This window comes from Ferrimicrobium sp. (genome assembly GCF_027319265.1).
Lineage (GTDB): Bacteria > Actinomycetota > Acidimicrobiia > Acidimicrobiales > Acidimicrobiaceae > Ferrimicrobium.
Window position 1 is genome coordinate 90902 of the sequence record NZ_DAHVNP010000031.1, and the last position, 19053, is coordinate 109954.

Annotated in this window: 16 protein-coding genes; 13 read left to right on the plus strand and 3 right to left on the minus strand. The window is 58.5% G+C overall.

Annotated features, from left to right (window positions below; all coding sequences use genetic code 11):
- Positions 1-321 precede the first annotated feature (321 nt).
- The 12 genes from M7439_RS04750 (at position 322) to M7439_RS04805 (ending at position 11624) form a co-directional block, all read left to right on the plus strand.
- The gene (locus tag M7439_RS04750; RefSeq protein ID WP_298346160.1) at positions 322-1308 is read left to right on the plus strand and encodes a phosphotransferase enzyme family protein; all 987 of its coding nucleotides are present in this window, start codon (positions 322-324) and stop codon (positions 1306-1308) included.
- 76 nt (positions 1309-1384) lie between these two features.
- Entirely contained in the window at positions 1385-3217 is a 1833-nt protein-coding gene (locus tag M7439_RS04755; protein ID WP_298346162.1) for a hypothetical protein, read from the plus strand.
- A 34-nt stretch (positions 3218-3251) separates the two neighbouring features.
- Positions 3252-3911 (plus strand): pyridoxamine 5'-phosphate oxidase family protein, encoded by a 660-nt coding sequence (locus M7439_RS04760; RefSeq protein WP_298346164.1) that lies wholly within the window; start codon positions 3252-3254, stop codon positions 3909-3911.
- A gap of 197 nt (positions 3912-4108) precedes the next feature.
- Positions 4109-5410: a histidinol dehydrogenase gene (gene hisD / locus M7439_RS04765; RefSeq protein ID WP_298346166.1), complete on the plus strand. Its 1302-nt coding sequence runs from the start codon at positions 4109-4111 to the stop codon at positions 5408-5410.
- Positions 5407-6444 carry an aminotransferase class I/II-fold pyridoxal phosphate-dependent enzyme gene (locus M7439_RS04770; protein WP_308464399.1) on the plus strand — a complete coding sequence of 346 codons (1038 nt, stop codon included), beginning with the start codon at positions 5407-5409 and terminating at the stop codon, positions 6442-6444. The genes hisD and M7439_RS04770 overlap by 4 nt, the downstream gene beginning before the upstream one ends.
- Positions 6441-7031: an imidazoleglycerol-phosphate dehydratase gene (locus M7439_RS04775; protein ID WP_298346170.1), complete on the plus strand. Its 591-nt coding sequence runs from the start codon at positions 6441-6443 to the stop codon at positions 7029-7031. The genes M7439_RS04770 and M7439_RS04775 overlap by 4 nt, the downstream gene beginning before the upstream one ends.
- Before the next feature lie 39 nt (positions 7032-7070).
- The gene (gene hisH / locus M7439_RS04780; RefSeq protein WP_298346172.1) at positions 7071-7736 is read left to right on the plus strand and encodes an imidazole glycerol phosphate synthase subunit HisH; all 666 of its coding nucleotides are present in this window, start codon (positions 7071-7073) and stop codon (positions 7734-7736) included.
- Between the two features lie 2 nt (positions 7737-7738).
- Entirely contained in the window at positions 7739-8491 is a 753-nt protein-coding gene (locus M7439_RS04785) for a 1-(5-phosphoribosyl)-5-[(5-phosphoribosylamino)methylideneamino] imidazole-4-carboxamide isomerase (protein ID WP_298346174.1), read from the plus strand.
- Positions 8479-9249, plus strand: coding sequence for an imidazole glycerol phosphate synthase subunit HisF (gene hisF, locus M7439_RS04790; RefSeq protein WP_298346176.1), 771 nt, complete (start codon positions 8479-8481; stop codon positions 9247-9249). Before M7439_RS04785 ends, hisF begins: the two co-directional genes overlap by 13 nt.
- Positions 9246-9575 (plus strand): co-chaperone GroES, encoded by a 330-nt coding sequence (locus M7439_RS04795; RefSeq protein WP_298338618.1) that lies wholly within the window; start codon positions 9246-9248, stop codon positions 9573-9575. Before hisF ends, M7439_RS04795 begins: the two co-directional genes overlap by 4 nt.
- Before the next feature lie 166 nt (positions 9576-9741).
- Entirely contained in the window at positions 9742-10107 is a 366-nt protein-coding gene (gene hisI, locus M7439_RS04800) for a phosphoribosyl-AMP cyclohydrolase (RefSeq protein WP_298346178.1), read from the plus strand.
- Complete coding sequence (locus tag M7439_RS04805; protein ID WP_298346180.1) at positions 10104-11624, plus strand: anthranilate synthase component I family protein; 1521 nt, start codon at positions 10104-10106, stop codon at positions 11622-11624. The genes hisI and M7439_RS04805 overlap by 4 nt, the downstream gene beginning before the upstream one ends.
- A gap of 24 nt (positions 11625-11648) precedes the next feature.
- Here M7439_RS04805 and M7439_RS04810 read toward each other — a convergent pair whose 3' ends face one another.
- The gene (locus M7439_RS04810) at positions 11649-12503 is read right to left on the minus strand and encodes a hypothetical protein (protein WP_298346182.1); all 855 of its coding nucleotides are present in this window, start codon (positions 12501-12503) and stop codon (positions 11649-11651) included.
- A 216-nt stretch (positions 12504-12719) separates the two neighbouring features.
- Here M7439_RS04810 and M7439_RS04815 point away from each other — a divergent pair, with 216 nt between their 5' ends.
- Positions 12720-16982, plus strand: a complete 4263-nt coding sequence (locus tag M7439_RS04815; RefSeq protein WP_298349330.1) for an EAL domain-containing protein — start codon at positions 12720-12722, stop codon at positions 16980-16982.
- Here M7439_RS04815 and M7439_RS04820 read toward each other — a convergent pair.
- Together M7439_RS04820 and M7439_RS04825 are read right to left on the minus strand one after the other, a co-directional pair.
- Positions 16910-18412: a sensor histidine kinase KdpD gene (locus M7439_RS04820; protein ID WP_298346186.1), complete on the minus strand. Its 1503-nt coding sequence runs from the start codon at positions 18410-18412 to the stop codon at positions 16910-16912. The two genes, M7439_RS04815 and M7439_RS04820, sit on opposite strands and share 73 nt — an antisense overlap.
- Positions 18363-19034, minus strand: coding sequence for a response regulator transcription factor (locus tag M7439_RS04825; protein ID WP_298346188.1), 672 nt, complete (start codon positions 19032-19034; stop codon positions 18363-18365). The genes M7439_RS04820 and M7439_RS04825 overlap by 50 nt, the downstream gene beginning before the upstream one ends.
- Between the last annotated feature and the right edge of the window lie 19 nt (positions 19035-19053).

Here is a 19053-nt window from a genome sequence, read left to right on the forward strand (position 1 = left end):
AACTGCGATCCGTGTCTGCGCACACATGGCATCTGGTCAAACTGCAGGTCCGGCGAGAGCAGGTCCCAGGCGGTGGGTGACGTCCTTGCCCCACGAGATCGAACTGGGGAGATCGAACTGGGGGAGATCGAACTGGTGAGATAGCAGCGGCGCAGTTAAAGAACCATAGTATTGATACTAGCGTTGCGATGCCCTTCGAGCGCGGTTGGAGGCGTGATTTCCCAGAGGAACGCGGCTGTTTCCATGGATTCGACTCAACGTTGATCTATGCGTGGTGTTCGCGAGGGCAAGAGGGATCCGGATAGGGTGAGGAGCATGATCGTGGACAAGGTGTCAGGCGTTGAGATGGGGTTGCCCATCGATGAGCTGACACTCGCCTGGCCGTGCCTGGTGGGCGCCGATGTCGTGCGCGTGGAGCGATCGGAGAACACCACTTGGTTGGTGAATGGTCCAGGAGGAATGTTTGCCGTACGCCGGTATCGCGACGGGTACGAGGATATGAGGAGCATCGGGGCTGAGCTGAGGTTGATGCAGCTGGCGAAGGAGGCCTTGCCGATCGAGATACCAGGAGTAGTACCCACCCATCGTGGTGAAGAGGTGCTGCGCCGCTGCGATGGTCTCTATGTGGTCTTTACCTTTCTTCCTGGTGAGATGGCAACCCAGAGCGATATCGTTGCACAGGCGTCTCGTATTGGTGAGATGGCCGCCTTGTTGCATCGCTCCGGGGAGGACCTGGACCGGACACAACGGACGCGTTGGAGCTGGGACGTCGACGCACTCACCGGAGCGAAGCCGCGGTGGGGGTCATGGCAGCCAGCGTTCGCTCACGAGCCGCGCGGTTATGAGATCGTCGCTGCTGCTCAGGGTGAAGTAGAGACCCAAATGAGTACCGCTACTCGCGCGGAATCAGCATATGGCCTGCTCCATGCCGATCTTCGCGCGGCGAATCTCCTCGTCCATGAGGGTGTATTGACGGGTATCATCGATTTTGACGACTGCGGATTTGGATGGTACGTCTACGAGGCGGTGGCCAGTCTCTCCTTCTACGAAACCTCACCAGACGCGTCGCGGTTCTTACGCGGTTGGTTGGGTGGCTACGCTCAGGTTCGCGCTCTTAGCCCAGAGTCGCTGGCGCTGATACCGACGTTGGTGATCTACCGAAGATTACTGTTGACCGCCTGGCTCCTAGGGCATCCGCATGTCTCGGTTCCGGGAGTCGATCGATACCGATTCGGAGTCGATACTGCTGATTTGGCTGATCGCTACCTCCGAGACCCCTATGACATTGAACGTCTCTTGGCGACTTGATCGACGCGTGCCGTTGATGGTCCATCACTGTTGCAAAATCCATCACTGTTACAAAGGAGTGTCGTGGTGACGTTCGATGAGGATCCGGTCAGCGAGCTTGGCACGTGTCTGTCTTGCCCTCATCGGCAGGAGTGCCGCGATCGTGTTCATGGGTTCCTTTGTTGGAGTGGGAAGGAGCCGTGTTGAGATGGCGCGATTGGCTGCAAGAGCAACGATGAGAGCTCAGCGCGTCGGCATTGCCATTATGGTCGTTGTTGGGGGAGCCCTCCTCCTTGGTCGCGGACCTAGCTCGTGGATTCATGACTCTACCGGCGCAGGAATCGTGGCCACGTCATCGGCGGCACCCGATGCCAAGAGTCCCGATCGTTGGGTGAGTGAGGTGAATCAGCAGAGCCACTGGCTCGTCGCCGCTGAGACTCCTTCTGCTTGCGACTATGAGGTCACAGGCTCGAGCGCAGAGCTCAACGCGCTGATCGCTCGCCTTGCCAACACCATTCACCGAGCATCCACCATCTGTCTGGCCGGAATCTTCCGACGCCAGATCCGTGTTGTCAACAAGATCGACCCTACGCTACTCACGCTCGAGTCAGCCCCGGGACAACATGCCGAAGTGATGCTTGGAGATGTGACGGCAAGCGTTGCGCCAGCGGTGGGTTTTGATGCTCTCAATCCGGCGATCGCGGTCCTTGGGTCGAGCGGGGTACGGGTGATGGGGCTTGACATTCGCGACGCTAGCGCTGACTCCTCTATCGTCACGCCAGTGGGTATCGACGTTGAGGTAGCCGCCCAGGGATATGGTTCGCCACCGTCGCCATGCATCCGCGTGGGATGTCGCGACATCATGATCGTCGATGATGCAGTCTCCGCCGTGGTGAATCGAGCTGATCGGTCGATGCGGAACCGACGTGATTGTGCCAACCCCGCAGTCAATGCGCTGGGAATTGTGGTTGAGGATTACGGGACCGGGCGGCGTGAGGCGCTTTCGCAAGTAGTGGTTGCCGCGAACCGTATCAGCGATACGCGAACAGGCGATAGCGAGAATCTCGTCATCAATGGAGACGTACACCGTTTTGTGCTTGCGGGTAATCGGGTGACGAACGGGGACAATATTGGTATCGACATCGAAGGTTGGTACAGTCATACCTCGCAACCGATGCTGGGTCTCGTTCAGGGTAACCAGATTGCAGATATCGATACCACCACCAATGCGGCTGCGGGTAGCTGGCGGGATGGTCGCTGTATTGGTACTGCGAATGCGGCAGGAATCTATGATGATGGCGCTCGTGAGCTTTGGGTGCGAGACAATCGCGTTATCGATACCAACCAGGGCATTAGCCTCGACACTGAAAATGCCTATCGGTCAACGTCGGAGCTTTGGGTAACGGGTAATACGGTGATCGATACGGCCGGAACAAGCGACTCCGTTCCAAGTTATGGCCCTCCGCTGGGCTCTGCCATGGGTTCCCCTGTGGATGCAGGACATGCCTTTGATGCGCTCTATGTGGATGCCTTTGGCCATCAGTCGATGATTGACGGAGTTTTTGTTGCCAACAATCAGTTGGTGAATCAGTCGCTCCATTTTGACGCTGGTAGGCCCGCGCAGGCGACGGTCATCGCCGTGGGTGGTATTTTCCGGGATGTCACCATCTGTGGCAACGAGATTGTCGGCAGTGCTCAAGCCGCGACTAGTCTCCTTCAGGTCGATTTGCGAGGTGATGACGGTCGTTCTCTGAGTATGGCCAATAACCAGTTCGCTGGCTTCGCGCCAAAGGGGACGAACTTTGTGGTAGGAGGTGTCTCGGCGACATCGATGGCTGGTTGGGAGCGACTTCGTGATCGTCTCTCTCGCACACCAGGCGGTGAGTGCCGCATGCGAGAGAAGCAACTTGGAGCAGTACAAGGGCGCTGAAGACGACGATGGTTGGCGCTGCTAAGCTTGCCCAATGGAACGGACGGAGCTTACCAGAGAACGGCATTGGGCTTCGAAGGACAGCGCCGCTCTCTACCGATTGGTCGACGCACAAATCATTGCTCACGTTGCGCTTCAGACGGAACGTGGGCCGCTCGTATTGCCGACGGCCATCGCTCGAGCCGATGATCGGTTGCTCATGCACGGATCGGTTGCCTCCGGATGGATGCGTCGAGCCAAACGGGGCGACGAGGTTGCGGTGGCGGTCACGCAAGTCGATGGGATGATCGTGGCACGCTGCAGTTTCGAATCGAGTATTCGTTATCAGTCGGCAGTGATCTTTGGGAGACCCGAGCTTGTGGATGATGAGCACAAGGCGTGGGCATTGGAGATAGTGACGGAGAAGTTGCTACCGGGAAGAAGCGCCGAGGTACGGCCGCCTACTGCGCGAGAGATTGCACAGACGATGATCCTTTCGATGCCGATTCATGAGTGGTCATTGAAGATCTCTGATGGTTGGCCAGACGATGCCCCAGAGGACATCGCTACCGCCACGTGGGCGGGAGTCGTGTTGACCCAGCCGGGCGTCGGACACATTCAAGGGGCACCAGACCTGGCTGTCGGAGTCGAGGTTCCGACCTCGGTGCGCAGGCTCGCCCAGCACGGTCTGCGCACCGATTACACCAGATCGTAACGGTTCTTCGTAGGGTTGGCCAAGGATGCGGTTGGCTGGGTAGGGTGTCTGGGTGATGGTTGGGGCTCTGTACTCGTCGAGTGCATCGGTCGGTCCAAGCCAACGGTACCTAGGTGGCACAACATGATGGGAAGGAGAGGTCGACCTCTCCTCTTGTTGATGATGAGGAAGAGCAAGACGTGGAAAGGAATGTAGCGATGGGTTTCGAGGATGAACTGAAGGTGGTAGATCTACGCTCGATTCAGGGGGCATTGCAGACCACCGATATCCCGCGACCCGCAGCGCCCGCTGCAGAGATGGTGGGGCGGGTGCGCGAAATCATTGATGGGGTACGATCTCATGGTGATGAGGCCCTTCGTCTCTTTACTAAGGAACTCGATGGGGTTGCTCTGGGGGCACTCGCCCTCTATCGCGAGGAGATGGAGGCGGCATATCATTCGATTACGCCTGAGCTGAGCCGTGCGCTGACCGTAGCGCACCGACGCATTCAACAGGTGTATGAGGCAGAGGTTCCAACTTCGTCACGGGTCAGCTCTGATGGTATCACCGTGATTCGACGCAATGTTCCGGTGGTGTCTGCAGGTTGCTATGTGCCTGGAGGTACCGCCCGTTACCCTTCAACGGTCTTGCATACCGCCACGGTAGCCAGTGTCGCCGGCGTCGAGCGTGTGGTGGTTGCTACACCACCATTGCCTGGGGGAGGTATTGATGAGCCGACGCTCGCTGCTTGCTTTGTGGCTGGGGTCGAGACTGTCTATCCGATTGGAGGCGCTCAGGCTATCGCCGCCCTCGCCTACGGGACGGAGAGTGTCGGTCGGGTTGACACCATCGTTGGTCCTGGAAATCTCTACGTGGCGCTTGCAAAATCTCAGGTTGCCCTCGATGTGGGTGTCGGCTCTTCCTTTGCTGGGCCGTCTGAGGTGCTCGTTATCGCTGACTCCTCGGTCGATCCACGCTATGCAGCGATCGACTTAGCGGTGCAGGCGGAACATGGCCCCCATGGACTTGCCTGGCTGGTGACCTGGGATGAAGAGTACCTCCATGCCGTTGATGCGGCTTTGGCGACCTATGTGCGATCAGCATCGCGTTTGGATGCGATACGATCGACGCTGGCGACCCATGGCTATGCTGCGCTCGTCCGTGATCGCGAGCAGGCGATCGAGCTCGCAAACCTGATAGCCCCCGAACATCTTGAATTGCTCTATCAAGACGGGGAGAGTGATGCGGGGCTCGTCAAGAATGCGGGGGTTATCTTTGTCGGCGTGGATGCGACAGCTGCCTTTGGGGACTACGTCGCTGGACCGTCGCATGTGTTACCAACCTATGGGACCGCACGTTTTGCCAGTGGGCTCGGGCTAGAGGACTTCTATCGGCGACAGCATACGGTGGTCATTGGCCCCAATGCGGTGGAGGAGCTGGGTTGGGCGGTCGAGGAGATCGCAAGGGTCGAGGGGCTCACTGCTCACGCTGAATCCATCTCGATCCGACGGAGGCCATGATGTTATCACCATCGCAGCCACAGGTTCTGGCCACCAGCTATCATTCGCCTCAGCTTGACGTCGAGGTCAAACTCAATACAAATGAATCCCCACTTGCCCCTCCTGAAGGATTTCTTCTGGATGTCGCGGCGCGGATTCGCCGATCATCTCTTCATCGCTACCCCGACCGGCAGGCATCTGAGCTCCGCCAGCGCCTAGGCGAGTTCCATGGGGTCGATCCGGAGGCTATCTTTGTGGGGAATGGATCCAACGAAGTGCTACAGACGATCTTTCTGGCCTATGGTGGTCCGGGACGCACCGCCTGGGTGGCCCAGCCGACCTATGGAATGTACGCACAGATCGCCGGTGCGACCCGAACGGAGCTGATCCCTGGGCAACGAAGTGATTCTGGTCAGTTGACGGAGGAGTTGATCGCCTCCGACGCCTCTCTTGTGGTGGTCTGTGATCCAAACAATCCCACCGGGATGGTCGAACCCGCCGAGCTTCGCTCCCTCCCTCCGTTGCGTCCGCACCAGCTCTTCATCGTGGATCGTGCCTACCATGACTTTGATCAACGGCAGATTCCTGAGTGGCACGGTGAGAACGTCGCAGTGGTACGCACCTTCTCGAAGGCCCTGTCCCTGGCGGGCCTACGGCTAGGGTATGTCGTCGCTGATCCAACGGTCATTGCAGCGCTCTATGGGATTGTCTTGCCCTACCACTTGTCATCTCTGTCCCAGCTGGTCGCAGTCAGTGCCCTTGATTGGCAGCGCGAGCTGCAAGCCATGGTGAGTCTTGTCGTTACTGAACGCGACGCGATGGTGAGCCGACTCGCAGCATTCGGGCTGGCTCCCTACCCATCGGCCACCAATTTTGTCCTCGTGGACATGGGCATCCATGATGCGCATGAGATATGGAACCGTCTGGTAGCGCGTTCTATCCTGGTGCGCGATGCAAGTCAGTGGCCTGGGGTAGGGAACGCCTTGCGTATTACCATAGGTACCCCCGAGGAGAACGCACGATTTCTGTCAACACTTGAGGAGGTGCTCCGATGAGAACAGCAACTTTTGAACGTAGCTCACAGGAGACGCAGATCGCGGTTGCGCTTGATCTCGATGGTGGCTCCGTGTCGATCTCGACACCGGTCCCCTTCTTCTCGCACATGTTAAGTCAGCTTGGCGTCCACGGCGCTCTCGGCCTCTCCGTAGAGGCCACAGGGGATTGGATGGTCGACGCGCATCACCTGGTCGAAGATACTGGTATCGCGCTGGGTAGCGCCTTTCGGGAGGCGCTCGGCGATCGTATTGGCATCGAACGCTTTGCGGACCGCCTCATCCCCCTTGATGAGTCGCTCGTCCAGGTCGCCATTGACCTCTCAGGTCGAGGTAGGGCCGTGGTTGAACTGGGTGGAAACCGCTCGTTGGCCCTTGGCACCCCAGCCTTTTATGTGGAACATGCGGAGGAGTTCTTTGCAGCGTTTGCTCGACATGGAGGTTGCACGTTGCACGTACACTCGGTCCGTGATGGGAATACCCACCATCAACTTGAAGCTGCGTTTAAGGGGTTTGCCAGGGCCGTGCGCGATGCGGTGCGGGTAACCTCGACAGCGGTGGCCAGCTCAAAGGGCCTCCTCGATGGCTGAGCGCCAGCGCTTGGCCCCGGCAGGTCGGGGTGCTCGCTGATGGCGCAGCCCCCCCTTGTGACGAGGGCGATGCCGGAGCGCGATACCGATGCAACATCCATGAAGATCGCCATCATCGATTACGGCATTGGGAATCTTGGATCCCTCTCCAATGCGCTGCGCCAGCTTGGGCACCAACCCATCCTTATCGATGATCCGAGGAGGCTGGAGGGCTACGACCATGCCATCCTGCCGGGTGTTGGACACTTTGGGGCATGTGCGCTTCGACTTCGCGGGGCCGGTTTTGAGCAGGCTATCCGGGATCGGGTCGACGAGGGTCGATGGTTGCTCGGTATCTGCGTGGGAATGCAACTACTCTTTGATGGCTCCGATGAGTCGGGGGAGTCTGGCCTGGGTATCCTCCCGGGGCGTGTTGAGCGCATGCAACCAGGGCTACGACTCCCGGAGATGCAGTGGAATCGGCTTAGCTTCGAGCTGCCTGTCCATCCGCTCTTCGCCTCCTTCACGAGCGAGGTCTGGACGTACTTCGTGCATTCGTATGCCGTCAGAGAGAGTGAGCACGCGATTGCTTGGGAGGAGTATGGCGAGCGCTATGTGGCTGGTGTTGCCCGCGGTTCACTGCTTGGACTGCAGTTCCATCCTGAGAAGTCAAGCCGAGTCGGCTTGCGCATTTTAGGTGCTGCACTCGGACTGGAGGTGGAGTAGCGATGAGATTTTTGCCCGCAGTCGATATTCTGGATGGACAGGCGGTGCGCTTACTACAGGGCGATTACGCCGCGGTGACCGTTTTTGGAGACGCCGAGGCGGTGGTTGGTCGCCTGTTGGCCCAAGGTGCCAAAGCACTACATCTTGTCGACCTCAATGCTGCCAGAGACCCCAAGGACCGAAGTAACCGTCAGATCATCGACCGATGCCTATCACAGGCACGAGAATACAAGGTGATGGTGGAACTGGGTGGTGGTGTGCGCGATAAGCGAGCAGTTAGCGAGCTTTTCGCGCTAGGAGTTGATCGTGTGATCATCGGGACCTCAGCCCTTGAGACGAAGGGTTGGGTGCTTGACCTGGAGGAGGAGTGGCGTCCCAAACTGGTGCTGTCGCTCGACTTTCGTATGCACGATGGCGAGGCATTTGTGGTCATGGATGCATGGCGACGCACGAGTGCATTCCGTCTGGAGGAGGCCGTTGATGACTTCTCCCAACAGGGTTTCATTACGCAGCTGATTACTCCGGTGTCGAGAGATGGGATGGCGAGCGGACCAGACCTGGAGCGTTATCGTCAGCTCGTCGTCGATTACCCGATCGACCTGATCGCCTCTGGTGGTATTCGTGATGCCCGCGATCTTGAGGCTTTGGCATCTATCGCACCGGCTAGGGGACGGATCGAAGGCGCCATCGTTGGCACCGCGCTCTATCGTGGGGCCCTGTCGGTCCCGGAAGGGCTGATCGCATGCAGCAGGTGAGAATTATTCCATGCCTGGACGTCGCCCGTGGTAGGGTGGTGAAAGGCGTCTCATTTCTCGACTTGCGTGACGCCGGTGATCCGGTAGCGATGGGCGAGCACTACAGCAAAGAAGGCGCTGATGAGCTGGTATTTCTTGACATCTCTGCGACGACTTCTGCGCGTACGACGATGGTCGAACTCGCTGCACGGGTGGCCGAGCAGACGCTGATTCCCTTTACCGTTGGCGGCGGAGTTGACTCGCTGGGCGTCGCCAGCAGCCTCCTACGGGTTGGAGCTGATAAGGTATCGGTCAACTCGGCGGCAGTCCGCGAACCACACCTCATACGTGAGATCGCCGATGTCTACGGGGACCAATGCGTCGTGGTCGCCATCGATGTACGCCGTAGTGAGCACGGCTACGAGGTGGTAACCCATGGTGGCACACGTCCAACCGGTCTTGAACTTTCAGCCTGGCTTGAACGGGTGCAACGAGAGGGGGCTGGCGAACTGCTGGTAACCTCGATGGATCAAGATGGCCAAATGGCGGGCTACGATCGGGTGCTCTATAACAAGGTGCTCGCTGAGACCGATGTCCCGGTGATCGCCTCCGGCGGTGTGGGAAGTCTCGACGACTTCGTGGTGGGAGCCGAGCTCGGCGTCCAAGGGTTGTTAGCCGCTAGTGTCTTTCATTTTGGTACGTTTACCATAGGTCAGGTCAAGGAGTATCTCGCGAGCGCGGGAGTGGTCGTTCGGAGAGAGGATGAGGAGAGACGATGAGTGAACTGGGGCCAAAGAAGCAGGCGATCACGATGCTTGCTGATCGCCTGCTCGTGCAAGTTCCAACCACTGAAGGCGAACGCACTGCACGTTCGGGTATCCTTATTCCGGCGACGGCCCAGGTGGCAAAGCGCTTGACCTGGACAGAGGTGGTGGCCATCGGACCGGCAGTGCGGACCATCAAACAGGGTGATCTCGTTCTGTTCTCACCTGAGGATCGGTTTGAGGTCGAGATCCAGGCGGAGACCTATCTGATCCTCCGGGAACGCGATATCCACGCCGTTGCCTCCGATCGGATCGATTCGGGCACTGGCCTCTATCTCTAGCGATGATGTTCTGGTGGTGGCTGTTTGACCCGTTTGGACGGTGTCGTTTGATCGCCGAACGAGAGATAACCGTAGGTGTCCTGAGCGATGGCGGGCACCTGTCTGAGAAGAAGTTGAAGTGGTCGGAGCGTGTGCCGTAGCCACCTGATGAGAGATGGAGAGAGTGGTGAGCGATGTGAGTATCGAGGGAGACGAGGAACTCATACCAGAGCTGATCTTCGATAGCCGGGGCCTGATGCCAGCTATTGTCGTTGACGAAGAGGGGCAGGTGCTGATGCTTGCCTGGGTTGACCAAGAGGCGCTTCGCCGTATGTTGCGTGACGGCGAGACCTGGTTCTATTCACGTTCGCGCCAGGAGTACTGGCACAAGGGTGCCACCTCTGGCAACATCCAGGAGGTACTCTCCATCAGCGTTGACTGCGATGCCGATACCTTGTTGATCCGGGTTCACCAACATGGCCAAGGAGCCTGTCATACCGGTACCTATAGCTGCTTTTCCCGCTTACTGGCACACCGGGTTGGTCAGCCATGACCTTCGAGGAGTTCCAGGAGGCTGCAAAGCGGTACTCTTTGGTGGCACTGACAGAGACGCTGATGGTGGATACCATCACCCCTGTGGCTGCCTTCGATGCATTGGTGGGGCCCGATGGAGACGGGGTGATCTTCGAGTCCGTTGACCAGATCGGTCGCTGGTCCCGCTTTTCCTTCGTGGGACGCGCGCCTATTGGTCGCATCCTGATGCGAGGAGGTACGATCGAAATCGACGGGCGGTTGCCCGTCCCCCCGCTGGCGACTGAAGGTATCTTTGATTACCTGAACCGGCTTACCAGCTTGTTGGTGATGCAGCCGATGGATCCGATCCCTTTTGCTGGGGGACTCCTGGGTTACCTTGGTTACGACGTCGTACGCGAGATTGAGCCCACGATTACTGAGACGGTCGAGGATGATCTTGGTCTGCCCGATGTCCTGCTCTCGCTCATCGGCGAGCTGGTGGTCTTTGATCACTGGGCGCAGACGGTGACGGTGGTGGTGAATGTCTTGATCGAACCCGGTGGCGGCGACTATGAGCAGTATCGATCAGCCTGTGCCGATCTGTCACGACTCGTTACTGAGTTCTGTCGGATTCGTTCTCGCCTGACGCCGGGTCGTGTGGGGGTCGGCAAGGGTGTCGAGGGTGATCTTCTCGACGACCACTCGACCGAGGCCTACGAAGCGATGGTCGAGCGCGCCAAGGAGTACATTCTCGCTGGCGACATCTTTCAAGTGGTGCTCTCGCGACGATTTGACTTTCCGTTGCAGACCGACGCAATATCGCTTTATCGGGCCCTGCGTGTGACGAATCCAAGCCCGTATATGTATCTGCTGCAGTCCAATGAGATCACCGTCGTAGGTTCTTCGCCGGAGGCGCTGGTTACGGCGGATCGAAACGGATCGGTCATGGTCCGGCCGATAGCGGGTACCCGGCCAAGAGGAGCGAGCGAGGAGGATGACAGCCGGTTGATCGCTGAACTCCAGGCCGACCCAAAGGAACGAGCCGAACATATCATGTTGGTGGACCTAGCGAGGAATGATGTTGGTAAGGTCGCTGAGTTCGGTTCGGTCCAGGTTGTCAATCTTATGATGCCAGAGTTGTTCGCAAGGGTGATCCATCTCACCAGCGAGGTTGTTGGGAGGCTACGGCCGGGTGTGAGCCACGTTGACCTCCTGAAGGCGACACTTCCGGCAGGCACGTTGAGTGGGGCTCCCAAGGTGCGCGCCATGCAGATTATCGATGAACTCGAGAGGACGCGACGTGGCGTCTATGGGGGGGTGGTCGGGTACTTCAGCGCTCACGGCAACCTTGATTTTGCGATTGCTATTCGGACAGCAGTGGTTGACCCTTCGGGGATGTGCCACCTACAGGCAGGTGCTGGCATCGTCGCTGATTCAGTAGCTCGCAACGAGGCGGCAGAGACGGTGGCAAAGGCCGCTGCCGTCGCGAGAGCGGTTCTACTCGCCCGCGAATTGCGGGTACCGGAGACCAGATCACCAGATGATGGGCGACGATAGAGCGGGTGTCTCCTCTGCGATCGTTTAGGTGATCAGCGCAGTCGGGATTGCCATCGAGGGTCGTGCGTCGATCATCAGTCCACTCTGTTGACTGAACCTTCTTTTGACCCAACCACTGATGACGACTGTAGTATCCTCGAGCAGGAGGGCACGGATCTCGCCGGCGTGGTCACCCGACGCATCGACGAGCGGCAACGGCGGCGCAGGCAGTGCAGCGATCGCCTCCAGGGAGCTCGGCATGTAGCGCCGTACGAATAAGGAGACCGGAGGTTTTGCGCCTCGTGCGTCCGTACGAGCGACGAGTTCCTGTCCCACATAGCAGCCCTTGGTAAAACTTACCGCCGAGGTGACAAGTCCGGGTACGCTAGCCACAAGGAGTTCTTCGGGGGCGTCGGTGGGCAGATGGATCGCGAGCCGCGAGAGTCGCAGGTCCGAGAAGTGCGCCAGCGCGCCGGTGTCGTCATCGGGTCCAAGAGTGGTCAATGTGGTGTCAAGCGGCCAGAGTGGAGTCTCTTCGGAGCTGAGAGTGGCCGCCCAGGCCAGGTCTTCCTCGGCAATGTCTGCTTTGATGCGTATGCGAAACTGGGTGAGACGAACGCGGAGTCGGCTGAGGTGTTCACGATAGGTGATGAGACGCAAGGTATCGTTTTGCATCTCTTGTAGACTCACGATGGTGATGAGCTTTCCATCAGGCGCACAGACGGCGGCGAGGAAGGGCATGGTCTTGTCAAGACATGTCAGATCGTTGGTCAGTTGACCCTGCAAAAAGCGATGAGCATCCGGACCGGTGACCTGGAGTGACGCCAAGGGTACGGCGATGGTTTGGGGCGGGTCAGGTGTGATAGGGGCGAGTCGGTGCCGAAGTGAAGGGGTAGTCATCGTAGAGATCAGCCTACACCGTTGCGTTGGAGGGATCGGAGGTCAAGATGACCGCCATGGTGCCGATAGGTATGAGGTGGCTGATCCTTTGAGTGAGACGGTGGATCCAAGACTACCGATAGCCTCAATGAGTGCGATCGATAAAATCGTCCGCCCTATACCAGCGATGTATCGTCCTGGCGGAGGTTGTTGGGCTTTGGCCAGCTGGTGAGAAGGTTGTCTACCGTCGTACTGGGTCATTGGCGTCGCTGGGCCTATGCCATGGTGCTCCTCCTGGTGTCGGTTGGTGCAATCGTCGCTGCTTCATGGTCCTATACAACTGTCAGGCAGACGGTGACCGAACGCAGCAGGGCGGCAGCCGTAGGAGCAGCCGATGATGCCTCTGCTCACCTCACGCGTGACGTTGATGCCGTAGCGGCACAGATGCAATTTGTCGGTCTTGTCGCCTTTCATTCTCCATCCAATGCAGTAACTCCTGGCGAGTTGAGCATGATCTTTACTCGGTTTGCTCAGTCGTCGAAGGAGCTCGCTGGATTGGCGTTGATCAGTGACTATCACCGTGTCGTCTGGTCCTATGGCGAGCTGGAAGACCAAAGGTTGGGGTCAATGACCGAGAGATTGCCTGGCGATGCTGCGATGAAGACAGGTCGACTCAGGGTTGTGGGGGGTCGCCTCCATCTGCTCATCGACCTCCAGATTGGCCAAGCGAACGCTCACGCCGGGGGATCGGTCGTTGGCGAGTTAGTGTTGGAGAGTCCACTAGCGAGAGCAGATGCGCAAAGTATCTATCTGCTACAGCGTGGGTCGCCGACGTTGGCGATCACTGCCCATAACGTACAGATGAAGGTAGTGCCATCGGCCTATGTCGTCTTCTCGTCGGTCCAATCGGTGCTTCCCGACGTCAAATTCGTGGCAGGCATCTCCTCGAAGGCCCTCAGTGGGGAGATTCGTCGGGCGACAACAGGACCACTGGTAGTGATTGCGTTGGCATGGTTGGTGTTGGTGGGCCTCGGATTCGTCGCTGTGGAGTTGATCTACGCTGCCAAAGCAAGCCAGGTGACGAGTAGAGAGAGCATGAGGTTGGCGGAGTTGCACCGTCGGCTCTCGGAGCTTGTATTGACCCATAAGGAGCTCGGGCCGTTGTTCCAGGACGTGTGCACTGTTTTACAGGAGTTCACGGAGGCCCAGTGGGTGATCGTTGACGTAAAGCCGGAGGACGCCGCAGTATGGGGCCTCGGTGCGGCCGGTACAGCCACGGCCCCATCCTGGTTGCGTTCGACTACCAAGACCTCCTCTGTGCCGAGTGACGGTCGTGCATGGATTGGAGGCAGCAGTCCGACGCACCAGCGCCTCTATCGTTGGGGCTTTGGTGTAGGAGCGTCGACGATTGGTGACCTCGTGGTCATGAGTCCCAGTCGAGCTACAGAGGCCCAGATCCAAAGAATCAATCTCGATATCCTCGACGTTGCTATTGAGCGAGCGAGTGTGATGGCACAGCGCGATGACATGGCTGCTGCCGTGAAGACCATCGATGTCGGCGTGGCCATCTTTGGAAGTGATGGTCTGTTACGGTGGGCGAACCGTTGTTGGTATTCGTTGTTGGGAGTCGGGCCAGAGTATGCGATCCCTGTACGTTTGCCTGAGTTGGTCGCTGGAGAGGTGGGCCAAGAGGTCGCTGAGTTGCTGGCACAAGTAGCGACGAGTCCGGGCCAAAAACTCCATCGCGAGGTGCCATTGCGTCGGTTATCCGATCAATCGACCTTTTGGGCTTCCTTGACGGTTGCCATCGTCGCAGACCATGTAGATGGGTCACTTACTCGTAGCGCAGTCGTTCTGTTGCGTGATGCTACGGAAGCTCATGAGTCAACGGAGTCGCTGCAGTTCCAGCTGGAGCACGATTCCTTGACGGGTACGCTGTCGCGGGCTGCGATTGAGGCCAAGGCAGCGGCGATCATTGCTGGTGATCCGGAGTCGAACGCTGGCTTTGCGCTCGCGATCCTTGACGTGGATAACTTTAAGCTGGTCAATGACACCTGGGGCCATGCCTTTGGTGATGAACTCCTGGCTGGCATCGGACATCGACTGCAGGAGAACCTTGGGGCAGCCCACAGTGTCGGTCGCTTCGGTGGTGATGAGTTTGTGCTGATCTTCTGTTTGAGTAGTGCTACCTTGGCGCAATCCGTCGAAGCAGTCAGACAAGCATTGGACGCCCCCTTTGCTATTGATGACGATCTTTCGATCCTCGTACATGCGAGCATGGGTATCGCTCAGTACCCGACGGACGCGGTAGTCCTCGATCAACTCTTGCGGGAGGCTGATCGAGCGCTCTATCATGTAAAGACCTCGGACGTGAAGACCTCGGACGTGAAAGATAACCGGTGGTGGCTGTCGCGGTCCGAACTCGAGGTTTCAGAGTCCACCGAATATGACCCTTGGTCAGCTGCAAGCACCCGAGCGCTAGAACGTTGCTCGGGAGTCTTTGCGACGCTGATGGAGGTGATCGAGATGCGGCTACGTGAGCGCCTCGACCCGAGCCAATCACTTCCTCTCGATGCGGAGAACAATGACTGGGTACGACTGCACTGCCGTCTGCTAAAGAGCGCTCTTGACGTCAACGCCGTGCCAGCTTCGCTGCAGACTGCGGTGGAGGCTGCGGGTGCTGAGCTTGAGATAGCAAATGCCGATCGCGAACTACTCTCCTTGAGCAGTTCGATTGTCACATCGGCAATCCTGGACGACCGTGTGGGGCCAATGATCGCCGGTCGGGAACGTCGCCTTGTGGTGGAGCTGATCAGGCGTCGTTTTGATTGGGTTGTTGAATATGAACGCGTAGCGATGGCCCAGGTGCGTGGGACCTACCTGATGGGAGCCATGGGAGCGCCGTTGCAGCAACAACATGGGAGCTGGGATGCGTTTCTTGAGGCGACGTTGGATGGAGTAGTCGGGCTGCCTGGTGTGCGAGGAGCCGTCTTTAGTCTTTCGCGTTCCCAGGTGGTGGACGGGTTGGGGTATCTCGGAGGCGATCTCACTGCCGAGGTCAGGGCTTGGCTCAGCGAGACCCGCGAGGCACCGGCTATCTTTGACCTGTCGCTACGACAGGGACCTGGTGATGGTGTCTATGCATGGGAGACCAACACTATTGTTCGGGTTCGTGATGCGCTGGTGGCAGAGCAGTATCGACCATGGCGTGCGCTTGTCAAACGATTTCGGTTCCGTTCCTTGGCCATCGTGCCGATCATGGCGGGAGTCGAGGCGGTCGGGCTCTGCACGATTTTTGGCAGTTACACCAACCAATTTGAGGGCAGAACGCCTGACGAGTTCCTCGCGGGACTCCAACACACCTTGGAGACGGGATGGACGCGTTTGCACGGTCACCATGCGGGCCTGACCGGAGAGAAGGTTCAGCGATATCGTAAGGCGCTCAGCCAGGGAGGACTCCGCGAACATCTGCAGCCCCTCCTCGATCTCACCACTGGGACGGTGACACGCGCTGAGCTCCTAGCCCGTCTTAAGGTCGGTGGTGAAGCTCTGGCTCTACCAGGCGAGTTTTTGCCGGCCCTTGGGCCAGTGGAGCTCACTCGACTCTTTGTGGATTCACTCAGGCGAGCCATCGAATGGCATCAACGCTGGGGTGCGAATGGACTGACCATGGGAGTCTCCATCAATGTCCCTGCCGATGTTCTCGGTGATGCGCGTCTGCGGGAGGAGCTCGCGGCTGCGCGCATGGGTTGTGATGGGGATCTCTCCTGGCTGATGCTCGAACTTCTCGAGAGTGATCACCTCACTGAGGAGGTTTCGGAGGTCGTCAAAGAACTTGCCGCGGAAGGTTTCGGATTCGCCATCGATGATTTGGGGGCAGGCTACTCGAACCTCGGTCGACTTGTCGATCTCCCTCTTTCGCAGATCAAACTCGATCGATCCATTGTGCAGCGCCTCTGGAGTCGCCCACTCTCGACGCTTGCCATCGTCGATAGCGTGATCCAGGCAGGACATGAAGCTCGACGGACCGTTGTACTCGAAGGGATCGAGCGATTCGAGCTTCTCGAGGTCGCAGCGATTCTGCGGGCGGATTATGCCCAAGGATTCGCGATCGCGCGACCGATGCCCTCGGTGGAGTTCGGGCCGTGGGTACAACAACTCGGTGATCGCCAGGGCTGGTCGGACAATGGCTCGACGGTCGGGGTGCAGGTGAGTTCCACTCTTGGCGCGATTGCCTATATCTGGCGCGAGGTACATCGCCATGGTGATCACGTCATGCAGACATGGGGAGATTGCCCTGTCGAGGCCTATCTGGGACGGACTTATGGTGTGAAGTCACCCGTTGTTGTGCTGCATCGCCGACTTCACGCAGAGGGATTGATCGCCTCCTCGACCTATCATGATCTGCTCGAGGAGTTGGATCGCCGTCAGCGAGCCTTGCTCTCTGGCGATGATACAGGGAGTGAGCGAATGGCATCTGACGGAGTAACCGTTGGCTGAGACTTGGTGGTGGTGACGCGAGGGATGGTGATCACAAAGCGCGTCCCTCTGTCGAGGACAACGGGTGAATCGACGCGCACATTGAGCCCCATGTGGCCCGCCAAGCGGCCGACGATGAGAAGTCCGAGGCCGCTGCCGACGGTACCGTCTCTGCCGGGTGTTGGGTTCAGTTGATGGTGAAAGAGCTTCTCACGTAGATCTGGTGACAGCCCACGTCCATCGTCGGTGATCGTCACATTGATCGCATGTGGGGTTGACTCAAGCCGAACCTCAACCTCATGGATAGCGTACTTGAGTGCGTTATCGAGAAGATTACCCAACAGTTGGAGCAGTCGCTCTGGGTCCACCTGAACGATTGCGGGCTGTGACATCGGGTGCGCGTTAAGGGAGACGGCGCTGCGTTGTGCACGAGGGCCCACCGCCTCGACGAGGTGCTCTAACAGGGCATTAAGGTCAATCTGTTGTGGTTCGAGGGTGTAGTTGCTCGCGCGTAGGCGCGCAAGGGCGATCAGGTCGTTGATGAGGCGTTCGATTCGCTGGGCTTCGCGCTCGATGGTGCGTGCTGCCTCCACTGGGGAGACAACTGCTTCGTCGATGATCGCCTCGGCGAAGCCTCTGATCGAGGTCAAGGGTGTACGCAAGTCGTGAGAGATGGCGAGGATGTAGGTCGATTCAACCTCATTGGCGGCCTTCAAGGAGGTGATCATAGAAGAGATGGCGTCGTCGAGGTTGGCGAGCTCTGATTCACGTGGTTTCTCGAGGGGTGCTTCGTCATCGAGATGACCGGAGGCGATTCGACGTGATCGTGTCACGAGAAGATCGAGTGTTCGCGAGATGTGTGCCGTGTAGTGATCAGAGATCGAGACGGCGACGATTGCGGTGATGAGGACTGCGCCTACAACAAAGATGACCGGACCCTCGATGGAGGGCAGAGGGTGGGTCAAAATGAGAGCAAAGGAGTGCAAAGTGGTGGTCAAGGGGTGGCTGTGAAACGAGAACGGAGTGGTGACAGGGTAGGCGAGATAGACCTCGTTGCCGATGACGCCCGACTGGTAATGGCCGGACACGAGCGATGCAAAGTTGATCGTCGACGGTGTGATCGGGTGTGGCAGCGCCACGAGCGGCCGATTGGAGCGGCTCAACGGGACAAGGTGCAGTCGACCGACGCCAGCTGTGGCAAGAAACGGGTGGACGAATCGATGGTTCGCGCGCTCGAACAAGATGGCGAGTGCGCTCGCGGTACGTAGTAAGAATGCCTGTGTTTGGTGGACCGAGACCTCGCGACTGATGGCCAAGGTCCCTAGGCCGCCGATCAGCACTGTGACCACGGCGGTCGCAAGTAGGCCAAAGCGGACCGTCGCACGGATACTGTTAGAAGACTTAGGCCAGGCGATAGCCGACCCCCCAGACGGTGCTGATGGGAAGTGCATCGCCAAATTTGCGACGTAGCTGACGAATATGGACGTCAACGGTACGGTCGTCTCCGTACCACTCGGGCCCCCAGACACCATCGAGAAGCTGGCGTCTTGAGAGTGCTACACCCCGATGGGTGATGAGAAAACCTAAGAGATCGAACTCTCTATTGGTTAAGGGAACTGGTTTTCCCGCTAACGTTGTTGCGCGGCGCTGCTGGTCCCAGGTGATCGGACCAAGGATTTCGATGACGGCCCCTGCAGGTGGCGTCGCTTGGGTGCGCCGCAAGATTGCGTTTAGCCTGGCGATGAGTTCTCGGGGGGAGAAGGGCTTTGTGACGTAGTCATCAGCGCCGATCTCAAGTCCAAAGATCCGATCAAGCTCCTGATCCCTGGCCGAAAGTATGACGATCGGGACGGTTGAATGTTTGCGTAGGGTGTGACAGACATCGAGCCCGTCGAGAGCGCCGGGTAGGTTGAGGTCGAGAATGACAGCGGCAGGAGCCTCGGTATCAAAGAGCCTGAGGGCCGATTCCCCAGTGACAGCTACCACTGGAACGAAGTGGGCACGCTCCAGGTAGGCCCGCAAAAGCTCCGCAATAGAGGGATCATCCTCAACGATGAGAACGGCCGGTTGCACGGTGTTGAGCCTAGTGACC

Coding starts and splice junctions, on each gene's coding strand:
- M7439_RS04795 (WP_298338618.1), top strand. CDS start 9,246: ATGAGTGAACTGGGGCCAAAGAAGCAGGCGATCACGATGCTTGCTGAT.
- M7439_RS04760 (WP_298346164.1), top strand. CDS start 3,252: ATGGAACGGACGGAGCTTACCAGAGAACGGCATTGGGCTTCGAAGGAC.
- M7439_RS04810 (WP_298346182.1), bottom strand. CDS start 12,503: ATGACTACCCCTTCACTTCGGCACCGACTCGCCCCTATCACACCTGAC.
- hisD (WP_298346166.1), top strand. CDS start 4,109: ATGGGTTTCGAGGATGAACTGAAGGTGGTAGATCTACGCTCGATTCAG.
- M7439_RS04770 (WP_308464399.1), top strand. CDS start 5,407: ATGATGTTATCACCATCGCAGCCACAGGTTCTGGCCACCAGCTATCAT.
- M7439_RS04805 (WP_298346180.1), top strand. CDS start 10,104: ATGACCTTCGAGGAGTTCCAGGAGGCTGCAAAGCGGTACTCTTTGGTG.
- hisF (WP_298346176.1), top strand. CDS start 8,479: ATGCAGCAGGTGAGAATTATTCCATGCCTGGACGTCGCCCGTGGTAGG.
- M7439_RS04755 (WP_298346162.1), top strand. CDS start 1,385: ATGAGGATCCGGTCAGCGAGCTTGGCACGTGTCTGTCTTGCCCTCATC.
- M7439_RS04820 (WP_298346186.1), bottom strand. CDS start 18,412: ATGCACTTCCCATCAGCACCGTCTGGGGGGTCGGCTATCGCCTGGCCT.
- M7439_RS04785 (WP_298346174.1), top strand. CDS start 7,739: ATGAGATTTTTGCCCGCAGTCGATATTCTGGATGGACAGGCGGTGCGC.
- M7439_RS04775 (WP_298346170.1), top strand. CDS start 6,441: ATGAGAACAGCAACTTTTGAACGTAGCTCACAGGAGACGCAGATCGCG.
- hisH (WP_298346172.1), top strand. CDS start 7,071: ATGGCGCAGCCCCCCCTTGTGACGAGGGCGATGCCGGAGCGCGATACC.